13 protein-coding genes are annotated in these 15,036 nt (G+C 62.4%); 6 read left to right on the forward strand and 7 right to left on the reverse strand.

Going from position 1 to position 15,036, the window contains the following annotated elements; all coding sequences use genetic code 11:
* Positions 1-7 precede the first annotated feature (7 nt).
* From V4R08_RS02815 to V4R08_RS02830, 4 genes are all read right to left on the reverse strand, one after another.
* The gene (locus tag V4R08_RS02815; protein WP_335577942.1) at positions 8-1,273 is read right to left on the reverse strand and encodes an O-antigen ligase family protein; all 1,266 of its coding nucleotides are present in this window, start codon (positions 1,271-1,273) and stop codon (positions 8-10) included.
* A 34-nt stretch (positions 1,274-1,307) separates the two neighbouring features.
* Positions 1,308-2,840 carry an undecaprenyl-phosphate glucose phosphotransferase gene (locus V4R08_RS02820; protein WP_335577943.1) on the reverse strand — a complete coding sequence of 511 codons (1,533 nt, stop codon included), beginning with the start codon at positions 2,838-2,840 and terminating at the stop codon, positions 1,308-1,310.
* Between the two features lie 123 nt (positions 2,841-2,963).
* Positions 2,964-4,097 (reverse strand): glycosyltransferase family 4 protein, encoded by a 1,134-nt coding sequence (locus tag V4R08_RS02825; RefSeq protein WP_335577944.1) that lies wholly within the window; start codon positions 4,095-4,097, stop codon positions 2,964-2,966.
* A gap of 3 nt (positions 4,098-4,100) precedes the next feature.
* The gene (locus V4R08_RS02830; protein ID WP_335577945.1) at positions 4,101-4,808 is read right to left on the reverse strand and encodes a polysaccharide biosynthesis/export family protein; all 708 of its coding nucleotides are present in this window, start codon (positions 4,806-4,808) and stop codon (positions 4,101-4,103) included.
* A gap of 267 nt (positions 4,809-5,075) precedes the next feature.
* Between V4R08_RS02830 and V4R08_RS02835 the strand changes: the two genes are divergently transcribed.
* The gene (locus V4R08_RS02835) at positions 5,076-7,220 is read left to right on the forward strand and encodes a GumC family protein (RefSeq protein ID WP_335577946.1); all 2,145 of its coding nucleotides are present in this window, start codon (positions 5,076-5,078) and stop codon (positions 7,218-7,220) included.
* Between the two features lie 24 nt (positions 7,221-7,244).
* On the opposite strand, the gene V4R08_RS02840 is transcribed toward V4R08_RS02835, so the two are convergent.
* Both V4R08_RS02840 and V4R08_RS02845 read right to left on the reverse strand, forming a co-directional pair.
* Positions 7,245-8,438: a GNAT family N-acetyltransferase gene (locus V4R08_RS02840; protein WP_335577947.1), complete on the reverse strand. Its 1,194-nt coding sequence runs from the start codon at positions 8,436-8,438 to the stop codon at positions 7,245-7,247.
* 195 nt (positions 8,439-8,633) lie between these two features.
* The gene (locus tag V4R08_RS02845; protein WP_335577948.1) at positions 8,634-8,840 is read right to left on the reverse strand and encodes a DUF2842 domain-containing protein; all 207 of its coding nucleotides are present in this window, start codon (positions 8,838-8,840) and stop codon (positions 8,634-8,636) included.
* Between the two features lie 109 nt (positions 8,841-8,949).
* Between V4R08_RS02845 and V4R08_RS02850 the strand changes: the two genes are divergently transcribed.
* Together V4R08_RS02850 and V4R08_RS02855 are read left to right on the forward strand one after the other, a co-directional pair.
* Positions 8,950-10,032: a COX15/CtaA family protein gene (locus V4R08_RS02850; RefSeq protein ID WP_335577949.1), complete on the forward strand. Its 1,083-nt coding sequence runs from the start codon at positions 8,950-8,952 to the stop codon at positions 10,030-10,032.
* A gap of 319 nt (positions 10,033-10,351) precedes the next feature.
* Positions 10,352-11,581 (forward strand): MFS transporter, encoded by a 1,230-nt coding sequence (locus V4R08_RS02855; RefSeq protein ID WP_335577950.1) that lies wholly within the window; start codon positions 10,352-10,354, stop codon positions 11,579-11,581.
* A 63-nt stretch (positions 11,582-11,644) separates the two neighbouring features.
* Here the strand turns inward: V4R08_RS02855 and V4R08_RS02860 are convergent, their stop codons facing one another.
* The gene (locus tag V4R08_RS02860) at positions 11,645-12,922 is read right to left on the reverse strand and encodes an O-acetylhomoserine aminocarboxypropyltransferase (protein ID WP_335577951.1); all 1,278 of its coding nucleotides are present in this window, start codon (positions 12,920-12,922) and stop codon (positions 11,645-11,647) included.
* 329 nt (positions 12,923-13,251) lie between these two features.
* Here V4R08_RS02860 and V4R08_RS02865 point away from each other — a divergent pair, with 329 nt between their 5' ends.
* From V4R08_RS02865 to rpsI, 3 genes are all read left to right on the forward strand, one after another.
* Entirely contained in the window at positions 13,252-13,680 is a 429-nt protein-coding gene (locus V4R08_RS02865; protein WP_335577952.1) for a PaaI family thioesterase, read from the forward strand.
* A gap of 152 nt (positions 13,681-13,832) precedes the next feature.
* Complete coding sequence (rplM, locus tag V4R08_RS02870) at positions 13,833-14,297, forward strand: 50S ribosomal protein L13 (protein WP_335577953.1); 465 nt, start codon at positions 13,833-13,835, stop codon at positions 14,295-14,297.
* Positions 14,298-14,299: 2 nt separating this feature from the next.
* Complete coding sequence (gene rpsI, locus V4R08_RS02875) at positions 14,300-14,776, forward strand: 30S ribosomal protein S9 (RefSeq protein WP_335577954.1); 477 nt, start codon at positions 14,300-14,302, stop codon at positions 14,774-14,776.
* Positions 14,777-15,036: the final 260 nt, after the last annotated feature.

The raw sequence follows: 15,036 nt of genomic DNA on the forward strand, positions 1-15,036 counted from the left end.
GCCAGCTCTATTGCGGCGCATGTTGGACGGTAGCCTGCCGGGCGTCGGCCATGTACTGGTGGGATGCCGCGAACATGCCCCACATCGTGCCGAGCATCAGCCAGAAATGACGCCAGTGATCGGTGTCGATGATGAAACTCTCGCCGACGGTTCCCAGAAACGCCGCGAAGATCGCCAGGTAAGTCCGTTGCCAGGGAACCCGGACGAAAATGTAACGAAAACCCAGAATCACGGTGGTGAAGATCAGCGCGGGATAGCAGATGCCCGAAATCCATCCGCCGGACATGAAGGCATTCAGATATGAGTTGTGGGTGTCTTCCGGGAAGAACCGCGTGAACTGTAGCGGACCGATGCCCAGCGGCACGTCCAGTGCCATCTGGAACCCCAGAATATACCGGCCGAAGCGGCCGAAGCGGCCTTCGTCGTAGCTCTGGTCGAAACTCGCGCGCTGCTTGAACAGGCTGTCGATCGAATTGAACGACAGCAGGATCGCCAGCAGCAGCGCAATCGCCGCAGTCGCGATCACCGCCGTCGTGACCAGGCGCGACCGTTGTTTCGTTGACGGACTGGTCAGGAACATCAGGGCCAGCATGAAAGCCGATGTCAGCACGAACTGGCCCCAGGCCGCGCGCGAGAAGGCCAGCAGCAATGCAAGGCTGATGATACCGAGCACGATGGCGCTGCGAACAGTCTTTCCAAAACCATCCGTGACGACGCTTTGCAGCACGAACAGCGCCGGCAGGATCAGGAACGCGGAGAGCACGTTCGGATCCTTGAAGGTGCCGCGCGCGCGGCCATAGAGCGTCAGCAGGTCGTGTTCGCCCGGCACCAGATGGAAATAGCCCGCGATGCCGGCCACCGACGCGATCACCGCACCGAAGATCAGGCCGCGCCGCAGCAGTTCGAGCCGTGCCGCCGTATCCTCCGAAAACACCAGCGCGAAGAAGATGACCGTCACTGCCATGTACCAGGAGGTCATGATCCAGTTCACGATCGGCGTCTTGTCCATCAGGTATACAGCGCAGATCGTGTAGCCGATGTTGACGAGAAACAGCAGCATGAGCAGCGGAACGAATGCCAGCCGCATCCGCAGGCCCGTCGCGAAGAACACGATTATCGCCGCCAGGGTCACAAATTCGTATGGGCTGGGTTCGATGTAGACGATCGCGCCGCCGGCCCCGACCAGCCACAACAGCGAGCGCTGGAGCGCGGCAACGCCCGGCATCGGCGTCAATTGCGGAAGCGAACTGTCAACCGCTGCGGGGTACGCCATTACACTCTCGCAAACTCGATGCACGAGGATCGGATCAATAAGCGTTGTCTGATTTCAGGAGGGCCAGCGGAGTTTTGAGCAGAATGTAGAGATCGAACAGCACCGACCAGTTCTCGATGTAATAGAGATCGAACTCGACGCGCTTCTGGATCTTTTCCTCGTTGTCGATCTCGCCGCGCCAGCCGTTGACCTGCGCCCAGCCGGTGATGCCGGGCTTGACGCGGTGGCGCGCGAAATAGCCGTCCACGGCATCGTCGAACAGGCGGCTTTGCAGTTTACCCTGAATAGCGTGAGGGCGCGGTCCGACGAGGGACAGGTTGCCCTTGAAGACGACGTTGAAGAGTTGCGGCAGCTCGTCGAGGCTTGCCTTGCGGATGATGCGTCCGACACGGGTGACGCGACAGTCGTTCCTGGTCACGACCTTCGTGGCCAGCGGATCGGCCTGATCGTGAAACAGCGAGCGGAACTTGAAGACGTCGATACGTTCGTTGTTGAAGCCGAAGCGTTTCTGCCGGAATAGCACCGGACCAGGGCTGTCGAGCTTGACCGCGAGTGCGACCAGCGCCATCACGGGTGAGACCAGCAGCAGGATGAAAGCGCCGACTGTTCTGTCGAACAGCCATTTCAGCACCAGATCCCAGTCGGTGATCGGAGCCTCGAAGACATCGAGCATCGGGACTTCGCCGAGATAGGAATAGGCGCGGGGGCGGAAGCGAAGCTTGTTGGTGTGCGCGGACAACCGGATATCAACCGGCAGCACCCACAGCTTCTTCAGCATCTGAAGGATGCGGGTTTCCGCCGAGATCGGCAGCGCGAACAGCACGAGATCGAGCCGGGTGCGCCGCGCGAATTCGAGCACGTCGTCGACCTTGCCGAGTTTCGGGCTTCCGGCGCAGGTGTCGAGCGCGCGCGAGTCGTTGCGGTCGTCGAACACGCCGAGAATCTCGATGTCGGAGTCATCCTGCGCTCTCAACGCGTTGATGAGATTTTCTCCGTTCTCGTCCGAACCGACGATGACGGTGCGGCGATCGAGCCGGCCGTCGCGCGCCCAGCGGCGGATGACGGCGCGCAGCAAGAGCCGCCCGGCAATCAGGCCGGCCAGACCGACAAAGAAGAACGAGGCGAGCCAGAGCCGCGAGACGGCATCGCCAAGCTTGACGAAGAACGAGATGCCGATGAACAGCAGGAAAACGAACGCCCAGGACGAGATCATCCGCCCCATCTGCCGCAACTGGCCGCGGAATACCTGGATGTCGTAGATATCGGCGGCCTGGAAACAGACGACCGCGGCGGCGGCCACGGCAAGGATCGCCTCGATATAGCGCCAGTTGAAGCCATCGATGCGGGCGGCGTATCCGAGGTAGAGCGCGACGCCGATCAGGCTCAGCAGCACGAAATCGGCGGCACGGACGACGCCGGTGATGACGACGGGCGAATAGGCCGGCCGCACCCTCTGATTGGTGACCGCAAGCGCCGCGGGTGACAGCCGCCGGCGGCGCTCCACGGGTACCGCAGGGCCACCGTTCGCCGCCGCATCGGTCCTCGAGCGCGCGCTGATAGGGTCCATGTCCTCAAGTCCACATCTGCGCCGCAACGACAGGATGCGGCGCCGGGCAACCGCCCTCCGGTGCGGTTTAGGGACTCAATCGGGAAGATTTGGTTGCTCAGAACGTGAAGCAGTTCAAGATAGTTAACGTTTTGCAAACGTCTCGCGATAGGCTGCCATGACGCCATCGACCATCGCCTTCTGCGAGAAATGCTGGAAGATGCGCCCGCGCAGCGATTTTGCGCGCGCGCCCGCGGCCGCGGGGTCGTCCAGTGCGGCCTCGATGGCATCCGCCATGACGCCAACGGTTCCGGGAGCGAACAGCGCGCCGGTGTGGGCGTCGAAAATCTCCGGGATGCCGCCGACGTTCGCCGCGACCATGGGAATACCCGCCGCCGCCGCTTCGATTACCACATACGGCATGGAATCGCCGCGCGATGGCACGACCAGCAACCGCCCCTTCGAGAATCCGTAGCGCGCCTTGACGTGTCCGATGAAGCGGACGGCATCGCCGAGATCGAGCCGCTGGACCTGGGCTTTCAGCGCTGCGGTTTCCTCGCCGTCGCCAGCGAGGGTGAGGGTGACGGGCCTGCCGTCGGCCCGCAATCGCGCCACCGCATCGATCAGGAGATCGGCGCCCTTGATATGTCTGAACTCGCCGACATAGACCAGGTCGGTCGCATCGTCGGCACGCGTAACGGGATCGAATTCGCTGGCGGTTACGCCGTTGAAGACGCATTTCACGAGGCCGGCCGGGGTCCCGACGATCCGCTGATAGGTGTTCCGCGCGAAGGCGCTCTCGAACAGGAACAAGTCGGTGCGGTTCATCAGTGCGCGTTCGAGGCGGCTGTAGAAGGCGCCTTTCACCGTCGCCGGTGGATAGTGCAGGGACCCGCCGTGTGGCGTGTAGATCCGGACCGTGCGTTTCGACGATCCCTTGAGCCGCACGAAGGCGCCGGCCTTGGCGCCGTGCCCATGAAGGATATCCGGCTTCAACTCCCGTATCAGCGCGGCGAACCGCATCCACGCAAACAGATCGGTGGGGTGAGGTTCCCGGCGGATCGGGATGCGGTGGACACCCAGTTTCAGTCGCGGCGCGATCTCTGCGAAAGCCGCATCCGCGCGCTCGCCGCCGGTGAGGCTGTCGGCGACGATGCCGACGAGATGGCCGCGATCGGCTTGCCCGTTTGCGACATCGAGGATGTGCCGGATGATTCCGCCAACCGGCGCGCGGACGGCATGCAGGATGCGAAGCGGTCGATCAGGCGAGGGCGTCATGCCTCAGAACCAACGTTCGCCGACGAGGATGGTATCGCCGGGGCTGAGCAGAGTTGCGGTGGACACGACGAGACGGACGGTGCCGCGGGCATCGGTGTGGGTGACGGTGACGCGGTCGCGCTTGGCGCGGGGCGAGAAGCCGCCGGCGATGGCGACTGCGCTCTCGACCGTCATGTTGGGCACGAACGGATACTGGCCGGGGGCCGCCACCTCGCCGAGAATGAAGAACGGCCGGTAAGCCTCCACTTCGGCGGCAACATAGGGCTGGCGGATGTAGCCGTTGCGCAGCCGCGCGGCGATCGCCGCGGACAGTTCGGCGGGCGTGCGGCCGCGCGCGGTGACGGCGCCGATCAAGGGCATGGTGATGCTGCCGCCGGCATCGACCAGATAGCTGTTGGTGAGGCCTTCCTGGCCATAGACCACGATGCGCAGCCGGTCGCCGGCATCGAGGCGGTAGGCGGGATCGCGCGCGACGGGCGGCGGAGCCGCGGCGTAGACAACGTGCGGCGCGACCGCGGCAGCGCGGGCCGCTCGAAACCGCATGTCGCGGCGAGAGGTCGGCGGCGGCGCAACGGCCAGCCGCCCGCCATAGGCCAGCGCATCGAGATCGTTATGCGGGCGCACCATCGCCACCGGCGCCGGGTGCCGCATGCACCCCGACAGCGCCAGCGCGGTCAGCAGGCACAGGGTGGCGGCGCGCGCGCTTCGCATCAGGCATTCCATGAAATATCAAATCCATTTAAGGGCTTTTGTGGTTAACAAAGCGTAATCGAGCATCGCGACGCGCCGACCTGCGCCTTCGGCGGCGCGCGGAGTTAACCCGACAGCAACCATAATGGGCTGTAATCGTCGCATTCGGCCTCGTGGTCCGATTCTAATACTCGCATCCCGTCCAGCGAGCTTTCTTGCGGATGTTAGAATGGGACCACCAGCAAAATTAAGCTGCTAGGAGTCGTAAGCGTCCAGCGGGAGTATGCGATGCGGTTTGCTTTATGGCGTGCCGGCAAGGATAAGACGCCGGTTTCGAAGACGGTATCCGCACCAATGACTGCGGCGCCGAGCGCCGTCCCGCTGCAGCCGGGCGACCTCGATCTGCGCGTCATCTGGCAGGCGCTGCTGCGCAGGAAGCGCGCGATCATCGTCCCGACGCTTCTCGCCTTCGTGCTTTCGCTTATCGTCGTCAATCTGATTACGCCCAGATACAAGTCCGAAGCCCGCATTCTGATCGATGGCCGTGAGAACGTTTTCCTGCGTCCGAACGGCGAGCGCAACGACGAGCGCACCGCGCTCGATCCCGAAGCCGTCGCAAGCCAGGTGCAACTGGTGCTGTCCCGCGATCTTGCCCGTGAGGTGATCAAGAAGAACAAGCTCGCGGAGAATCCGGAGTTCGATCCGGTGCTGCGCGGCGTGTCGCCGATCAAGTCGCTGCTGGCGCTGTTCGGAATCGGCCGCGACCCGCTCCGGATGACGCCGGAGGAGCGCGTGCTGGATGCCTACTACAGCCGGCTGACCGCCTACGCCGTCGATAAATCCCGCGTGATCGTCATTGAATTCCAGTCGCGCGATCCGGAGCTTGCGGCGCGCATCGCGAATTCGATCGCCAACGGCTATCTCGTCCTGCAACTGAGCGCGCGTCAGGGGCAGGCGAAGGCCGCCGGTCAGTGGTTATCGGGAGAAATCGACAGCTTGCGCAAGAAGGTCGCGGATGCCGAATCGCGGGTCGCGGATTTCCGGTCGAAGTCCAGCCTGTTCATCGGCACCAACAACACCCCGCTGTCGAACCAGCAACTGGGTGAAATCAACACCCAACTGAACAACGCGCGTGCGCTCAAGTCCGATGCGGAATCGAAGGCGCGGCTGATCCGCGGGATGCTTCAGAGCGGCAAACCGATCGAGGCTTCGGAGGTTCTCAATTCGGAATTGATCCGCCGCCTCTCCGAACAGCGGGTGACGCTGCGCGCGCAACTGGCGGAGCAGTCCTCGACCTTGCTCGGTCAACACCCGCGGATCAAGGAACTGAAAGCCCAGCTTGCGGATCTTGATCGGCAGTTGCGCGAAGAGGCCGGCAAGATCTCGCGGTCGCTGGAAAACGATGCCCGCATCGCCAGCGGTCGGGTCGAGGGTCTCAGCAACAGCCTCGATCAGTTGAAGAAGCAGGCGACATCGTCCAATGGCGACGATGTGAAGCTGCGCTCGCTGGAGCGCGAAGCCAAGGCGCAACGCGACCTGCTGGAATCCTATCTCGCAAAATATCGTGAAGCCACCACGCGCGAGACCATCGATGCCACACCGTCCGATGGCCGCGTCATCTCGCGCGGCATCGTCTCGAACACGCCGGCGTACCCGAAGAAGCTGCCCATCGTCCTGATCGCGACGCTGGCGACCCTGATGCTGACGGCCGGCACTGTCGCGACCGGCGAGCTGCTGCGCATCACCGCGCCGCGGGCCCCGGCCGGGTTCGGCGCTGTCTCGCCGCAAGCCGCCGCCGCGCCGGAGCCGCGCAAAACCCTTACCGAGCCGGTGGACCCGATCGGGATCGACCGCCTCGCCGACGACCTGCGGACCGCGGGCGAGGCGGCGCGCAAGATCACCATCATGGGCAGCGGCCAGAACGAGAGCATCATGCTGAGCGCGCTCGCGCTCGCGCGGCTACTGGCGCGCAGCGCCAAGGTTGTTCTGGTCGATCTGTCGCCCTCCTCGCCGGTCCTGACCGCCGCCTCGGTCGATCCGGCGGCGCCGGGACTGGCGGACCTGATGCTGGGCGAGACGTCATTCGGACAGGTAATCACCAGCGACCGGCTGTCGGCGGTTCATCTGGTCGCTGCCGGACGTTCCGATGCCGATCGCGCGCTGCTGCAATCGCCGCGCCTGACGATCGCCCTCGATGCTTTGCTGCGCGTCTACGATCACGTCCTGCTTGTCGCCGGCACCGCCACCGATCTGCCGGCGAGGCTGCTGACCGATCAGGCGCGCGCGATCGTCGTTCCCGACCCGTCGATGAGCGCCGATGCGCGTGCACGATTGAGCGGTCAGCTCACGGCCATAGGATTCGCGTCGGTGACGATGCTCGATCCGGCGCCGCAGTTGCCGGACATCCAGACAGGTCCCCGCGAGGCGGCCTGATGGTCCGGCGGACCTGATGCGTCGTCAGCGGTGCAGCGCGCCGCGCAGCGCCTGCGCCATCCGTTTCAGCGCCGGCGTCTGTTTCACGAGGCGCTTGGCGCGGGCCATCGAGGACATGCCGATGGCCGCCATCCTGCCGCGCGTGGTGAGCGGCAGATAACTGTCGAAGATCGGTTCGTCGCCCTTGCAGAACAGGCGCTTGTAGTCGTCCGATCCGATCCCGAGATCGAGTGATGTGTAGTCGCGCTCGGCATAATGGTCGACGATATCGCGCATCAGGATCAGGCCGGGACTGTAGCGGGCATTTTCCGACATGGTGTAGGTGTTGAACATCATCGAGAACCGGTGTCCGTCGGCGACGCCGGCGAAGATCGCGATCACCTCGGCGTCGCATTCGAGGGCGTGGATTTCGATGGCGTGACCGCCGTCCGGCAGCGGCGTCAGGCAGGCCGCGCGCAGGAAATCCTCGATGCCGGGATCGGCGAACACGTTCGGCAGCTTCTGCGCGGCCATCCGCAGCGGCTTGATCGTGAAGAACGCATCACACATCCGCTTGATCTCGGGCTCGGTCGTCGCCACGCGGTAGCTGAAGCCGGGCAGCGCCTGAAGCTTGCGCTCCTTGCCCTTGAGCCGGCGGCGAAACGAGTTGCTGATGAGTTCGGACGGCGGTGCGCCCGGCACCATCGTCATCAGCGGGCAGCTATTGGTGGAGATCTGGTTCGGCAGCAGCGCCATCGGATTTTGCAGTTCGCGCCAGCGCTGCGGCTGCCGCGTGAACGCCAGCACGTCGATCTTCGCGGGAAGCTCGCGGATCCCTCGAACCAGCGTGTCGAGATCGGCCTGCGTGGCCGTGGCCGCGAAATCCCGCTGCCAGAGCGCCATGTTGAAGGTCGTGTGCTTGCCGCCCATGAAGCGTGCGACGCGGACGCCATTCTCTGCGCCGGCTGCAAGCGGCAACAACAGCAGCGGCCGCCGCTCGGCGTCGTAGGCGACGATAATGCAGGGCTGAAGATCGCTTCGGGTTCCGACGTGCCGCTGCCAGGCAGACAGAAAATCGAACCGCTGATAGGGCGTCGAGAACTGCGACGCCTCAAGGCTGCGCCAGACCGGCTCTGCCTCCCGCAGATCATGAAGGATGTCGAGATGCGCGATACGTTTCTCGCCTGACCGCGCCCGTATCCTGGCCGTCGGGCTTTCGATCACAGCCGCCATGGTCATCGCTAAAGCCTGTTATCGTATTTTGTTTACTTTTTCCGTTTGGCGGACCTTTGCATGGGAAATGTCAACAAAGGGTAATGGCGATAGGCGAGCGGGGAGCCGGATCGAGGGGCGGGCTCCTGAAAGCCTGTTGGCCATGATTGCTCCGCTAGAGACCCGCGGCCGCGGCCTGCGGAATTGGCCGCGATAAATGCTTTAAGCGTCGGGTTTCGTCATCCAGCTGACGATCGGCATGGCCGGCAAGACCCAGCCGAGCCCGGCGACGACATAGAAGATCGCCTGGTAGAGACCCGACGCCGCGAGCCACGGCGTCTGCGCAACCGTCATGCCCAGCAACGACCAGACAACGACCAGAACGAGCAGGGCGATCGTGCCGAGGAATTTTCGGGTGCGGATCCGCATACCTTAAAAATACAACTCAAAAATGCACTTCGTGGCTGGGACGAGGCTTGCACCGAGGCTGCGGTGGACTATAAAGGGCGCGAAAAATGCATTCAACCCACGGCTTTTGATGACCCGTCCGATCGTACAAAAGGGGTTCCACCTGCGCGCCGTGCGATGGTGGCTTGTGTTGATGGCGCTGCTGATCGCCGCCATGGTGCTGGTCGGGGGAGCAACCCGGCTCACCGAATCCGGTCTTTCGATCGTCGAATGGAAGCCGGTGACCGGGACGCTGCCGCCGCTCTCCCAAGAGGAGTGGTCCCAGGCCTTCGATGGCTATAAGCAGATACCGCAGTATAGCGAGATGAACGCGGGCATGACGCTCGACCAGTTCAAGACCATCTTCTGGTGGGAGTGGAGCCATCGGCTGCTGGGACGCTTTATCGGCGTGGCTTTCCTGTTGCCGTTTCTCTGGTTTATGTGGCGCGGCATGTTGCCGTCGGATCTGAAGCGGCGGCTGTGGATCATCTTTGGTCTCGGCGGACTTCAGGGCGCGGTCGGCTGGTGGATGGTCGCGTCCGGCCTCACCAAGCGCGTCGAGGTTTCGCAATATCGTCTTGCGACGCACCTGGTGCTGGCGTTGCTGATTTTCTCGGCGATCGTCTGGACCGTACGGCGATTGTCGGATCATCCGTCATTGCTGTCGCCAATGCGATTGCGAGTGACCAGCGGCGTTCTGCTGGTGCTAGTGTTTGTGCAACTCTATTTCGGAGCGCTGGTTGCCGGGTTGCGCGCAGGCTACGTTTTCAACACCTGGCCATCCATCGACGGCTCGTTTATTCCGTCGGCGGCGCGGCTGTTTTTCCAACAGCCATGGTGGCGTAATCTGTTCGAGAACACGCTCACGGTTCAGTTCGAGCATCGCATGATGGCTTATACGCTGTTTGCGATTGCTATTTTACATGCAATCGATGCGGTTGTGTCGCGGGCGAGCCCCGCCGTTGTTCGCGGGGCGCTCTGGCTGGCCGCCGCAGTGACGCTGCAGGCGACACTCGGAATCCTGACCCTCCTGCACCAGGTGCCGATCCAGCTTGGGCTGGTGCATCAGGGGGTTGCGGTCCTCGTCCTGACGCTCGCTGTCGTTCAGGCGGAACGGCTGATGGTCGGTAACACGGCGCTGGAACGGCAACGCCTGCGCGTGGCGGCGGGATAGGCCAGCCGGGTTGAACGTTCCGCGTGACCGGAGCCTTTGTTTCCGGTTTTTGTTTTTTAGCTCCGCACAAGATCGCAAGCCGGCCGCGCAGGAGCTTGACGCCGCATGACTTCGGGTCATGCCAAGCGGGGTGCGATTTGATTAAATCGTCACGTCCGGATTCATATCGGCATAACCTCAGTCGGATAAAGCGCGAATTTCTGGCGCTATACAGATTTGCGAACGTGCGTCATGATGTCGAAGTCATGAGTCAGGATCGATAAGCCGGAAACCGCAAAATCCCCTCCCGTTCGATGGCTAGCCTGAATCGGGGTAAAGCATGGCGAAATCTGGCAGCTTGTCGGTCCTGCTTATCGCCACCTGGGCCTTCACGGTCTGCTTCGCTGTCTGGATGATGTTCGGCGTGATCGGCATTCCGATCCGCGCAGAGCTTGGGCTTGGCTCGACCGAGTTCGGTCTCCTCACGGCGACGCCCGTCCTCACCGGCGCGTTGTTTCGTTTGCCGCTGGGCATCTGGACCGACCGCTTCGGCGGACGGATCATCATGCTGCTGTTGCTGATCGGCTGCGCGATCCCGCTTTGGCTGTCCTCTTATGCGACCGCGCTTTGGCAGTTTCTGCTGCTCGGATTGGCGCTCGGTCTCGTCGGCGCCTCGTTTTCGGTCGGTACCCCCTATGTCGCGCGCTTCTTTCCTAAGGAGCGCCGGGGCTTTGCAATGGGCTTCTTCGGCGCAGGGACGATCGGCGCCGCGCTCAACATGTTCGTCGCTCCGTGGTTGATCGAGGCCTATGGCTGGCAGATGGTGCCCAAGGTCTATGCCGTCGCGCTGCTGGTCACGGCCTTTTTCTTTTGGGCGTTGTCCAAGCCAGATCCCGGCGCCGGCGGTCCAGTAGCATCGATGTGGCAACAACTGTCCGTGCTGCGCAATCCGCGCGTCTGGAAATATTGCCAATACTACTCGATCGTGTTCGGCGGCTTCACCGCGCTGTCGATCTGGATGCCGCAATACTTCAAGACGGAATACGGCTTCACCATCGCACAGGCTTCGCTTCTGGCTGCCTGCTTCTCGCTTCCCGGCGGCGCTTTCCGCGCCTTCGGCGGCTGGTTGTCGGACCGCTTCGGGGGCCACAATGTTACGTGGTGGGTGCTGTGGGCGGCCTGGGTCTGCCTGTTTCTACTATCCTATCCCAAGACCGACCTGATCGTGCATACGATCCGCGATCCGCTGAGTTTCCGTATCGCTCTGCCGTCGTGGTTCTTCACGATGCTCCTCTTCGCGCTCGGCATCGCCTTTGCCTGCGGCATGGCTTCGACGTTCAAATATATCGGCGATGACTTCCCCGACAGCATGGGAGCGGTATCCGGCATCGTCGGCATGGCGGGTGGCCTGGGTGGCTTTTTGCTGCCGATCACGTTCGGTGCGATCCTGGACTGGCTCGGCTTCAACTCAAGCTGCTTCATGCTGCTCTACGGCATCATCTGGGTGTCGCTGACCCTCAATTATCTGACTGAAGTCCGGCGGGCACCGGTCATGGGCGAAGAAACCTGATCGCCAGCGGCGCGGCCGCCGCATTAAGTACGCAAAAGGCGACGGCTATATAAGCCACTTTTTCTACGTCATGGCCTGATCGAGGTCGGCCATCAGATCCTCCTTGTCCTCGATGCCGATCGACAGGCGGACAATGTCGGGTCCGGCGCCGGCCTTGGTCTTGGCGTCGTCGTCGAGCTGGCTATGCGTGGTCGATGCAGGGTGAATCACGAGCGAGCGGGTATCGCCGACATTGGCGAGATGCGAGAACAATTTGAGTTTCGACACCAGATTGACGCCGGCGTCATATCCGCCCTTCAGGCTGAATGTGAACACGGCGCCGGCGCCCTTCGGCGTGTATTTGCGGGCGAGCTTGTTGTACTTGTCGCCGGGCAATCCGGCATAGTTGACGGCCGCGACCTTGGGGTGGCTGGCCAACCACTCGGCAATCGCCTGGGAATTCTCGCAATGCTTCTGCATCCGCAACGGCAGCGTTTCGATGCCGGTCAGGATCATGAAAGCGTTGAACGGCGACAGCGCCGGGCCGAGATCGCGCAGGCCCAGCACGCGGCAGGCAATCGCGAAGGCGAAGTTGCCGAACGTCTCCTGCAGCTTGATGCCGTGATATTCCGGACGCGGCTCGCTCAGCATTGGATACTTGTTGTCTCTCGACCAGTCGAACGTGCCTGCATCGACGATGATGCCGCCGAGCGAGTTGCCGTGGCCGGCGAGGAACTTTGTCAGCGACTGAACCACGATATCGGCGCCATGTTCGATCGGCCGGATCAGGTAAGGGCTCGCCATGGTATTATCGACAATCAAGGGAACGCCGGCCTTGCGCGCGATGGCGGCGACGGCTTCGATATCGGTGATCGATCCTCTGGGATTGGCGATGGATTCGATAAAGATCGCCCGTGTTCGCGGCGTGACCGCGCGCTCGAACGTTTCGACCTCATCTGGATCGGCCCACGCCACGTTCCAGCCAAAGCTCTTGAATGCATGGGTGAACTGGTTGATCGACCCGCCATAGAGTTTGCGGGCGGCGATGACTTCGTCGCCGGGTTTCAACAATTGCTGGAGCGCGACGACCTGTGCGGCGTGCCCGGAGGCCACCGCGAGCGCGGCGGTGCCGCCTTCGAGGGCGGCAACACGCTCCTCCAGCACGGCATTGGTCGGGTTTCCGATGCGGGTGTAGATATTGCCGAACGACTGCAATCCGAACAGCGACGCCGCGTGGTCGGCATCGTTGAACACGAACGACGTGGTTTGATAGATCGGTGTCGCGCGTGCGCCTGTGGTCGGATCGGGCTGCGCGCCGGCGTGGACAGCAAGCGTTGCAAAGCCGGGGATGCGATCGGTCATCTCATCTCCTGTGTATCGGTCGGAGGTTGTTCCGCTAGAGCATTTTCGATGCTGATGGGATCATGCGCCGCCGTCAAGGCGCCGCCGGAAACTTTGCCTGTTTCAGCAAGGAGTGCGCGGTCTCGCCGCGCAGGCCTAGTGGTCCGACTCTAACATTTGCATCAGGTTTCTAGTGGAGTTTTGAATTTGACATTCGCGTCCCGGACGCGCGGCCAGGTGGGTCGCGAATGTCAAATTCACTTCACTAGCTGTTATCGAATTATCCACTTGGGCGAAGCCATCTTCTTAATGTAACAGGCGGCACGAGGCGAAAGCAGGGACGGGAAGACATGGCGACCGCGAGAATGAGCGTGGCCGAACTCGAGGCGTTTCTGCACGCCGAGTTCCCCCAGGCCTTCAGGGACGGCGATATCACAATTGAAAGCGCCGACGGCGAAACCAGCCTGCTGCGCCAGCGCTACAGCGAGCGGATGTTGCGCCCGGGCGGGACGGTCTCCGGGCCGACGTTGATGGCGCTGGCTGATTTCGCCATGTATGTGGTGCTGCTGTCGCGGATCGGCCCGGTCGGCCTCGCGGTCACCGCCAACCTCAACATCAATTTTCTGCGCAGGGGACGCCCGGGTCAGGACGTGCTTGCCGCGGCGCGGCTTCTCAAGCTCGGCAAGCGGCTGGCGGTCGGGGAAGTGACGCTGCTGTCCGGCACGTCGCCCGACCCGATCGCCCACGTAGTGTCCACCTATTCCATTCCGAATACTTGAAAATTTTACAGGTACTATAGAACCATTTTTGTAAGCTATTGATTTGACGATAAAAACATTACGCCATTGACGTTGACTGGAGTTGGTCGGTTCTCTAGAACCCCATCGGTTCGGTGCGTGGGCGCCGAGGTCTCTTTTCACGGATTTCTCACATGAAAACGTTCTCGGCAAAGCCAGCCGAAGTGACGAAGAAGTGGGTGCTGATCGACGCCAGCGGTCTGGTGGTTGGACGGCTCGCCACCCTCGTTGCGATGAGGCTGCGCGGCAAGCATCTGCCGATCTACACGCCGCACGTCGATTGCGGCGACAATGTCATCATCATCAATGCCGCCAAGGTAGTTCTCACCGGCCGCAAGCGCGACAATAAGGTCTATTACAATCACACCGGCTATATCGGCGGCATCAAGGAGCGCACGGCGAAGTCGATCCTGGAGGGTCGTTTCCCGGAGCGCGTCATCGAGAAGGCCATTGAGCGCATGATTCCACGTGGGCCGCTCGGGCGTGTGCAGTTTGGCAACCTCCGCGTTTACGCTGGAGCCGAGCATCCGCATGAAGCCCAGCAGCCGGAAGTCATCAATGTCGGCATATTGAACCGTAAGAACATGAGGGCCGCATAACGATGTCCGATACCATGCAGTCTCTCGACCAGTTGTCCGCGCTGAAGCCGGCCACTCCGGAAGCGCCGCAGTACACCAAGAAGGTCGACAAGTACGGCCGCGCCTACGCCACTGGCAAGCGTAAGGACGCGGTTGCCCGCGTCTGGATCAAGCCGGGAGCCGGCAAGATCCTGGTCAACGCTCGCGAGGTCGAAGTTTACTTTGCGCGCCCGGTGCTGCGAATGATGATCCAGCAACCGCTCGTTGCCGCGGCGCGCGCCGGTCAGTACGACGTGGTGTGCACTGTTGCCGGCGGCGGCCTGTCCGGTCAGGCGGGTGCCGTTCGTCACGGCCTTTCCAAGGCGTTGACGAACTTCGAACCCGAATTGCGCGGCGTTCTCAAGAAGGGTGGCTTCCTGACCCGCGATTCCCGCGTGGTCGAGCGCAAGAAGTACGGCAAGGCGAAAGCCCGCCGCTCGTTCCAGTTCTCGAAGCGCTAGTTTGCTTCACATTTGGACGGGAACATCTCTATTATCGTCATTGCCGGGCTCGACCCGACAATCCATCAATCTTCGAAAGGTGGATGCGCGGGGCATAGGCGCGCGTAAGCGCCGCCGTTCTTCGAACGGCTATGCCCGCGCATGACACCGGAGTACGGATTGATTCCGTGTAATCGAGAACCGCTATAAATGGCACGAATTTGCATTCGCCACAGCCTGGCCGCGAATGTCGCAATTCGGAGCTTCATTCAATTTTCGTT

It is taken from the genome of Nitrobacter sp. NHB1 (genome assembly GCF_036964665.1).
Taxonomy (GTDB): domain Bacteria; phylum Pseudomonadota; class Alphaproteobacteria; order Rhizobiales; family Xanthobacteraceae; genus Nitrobacter.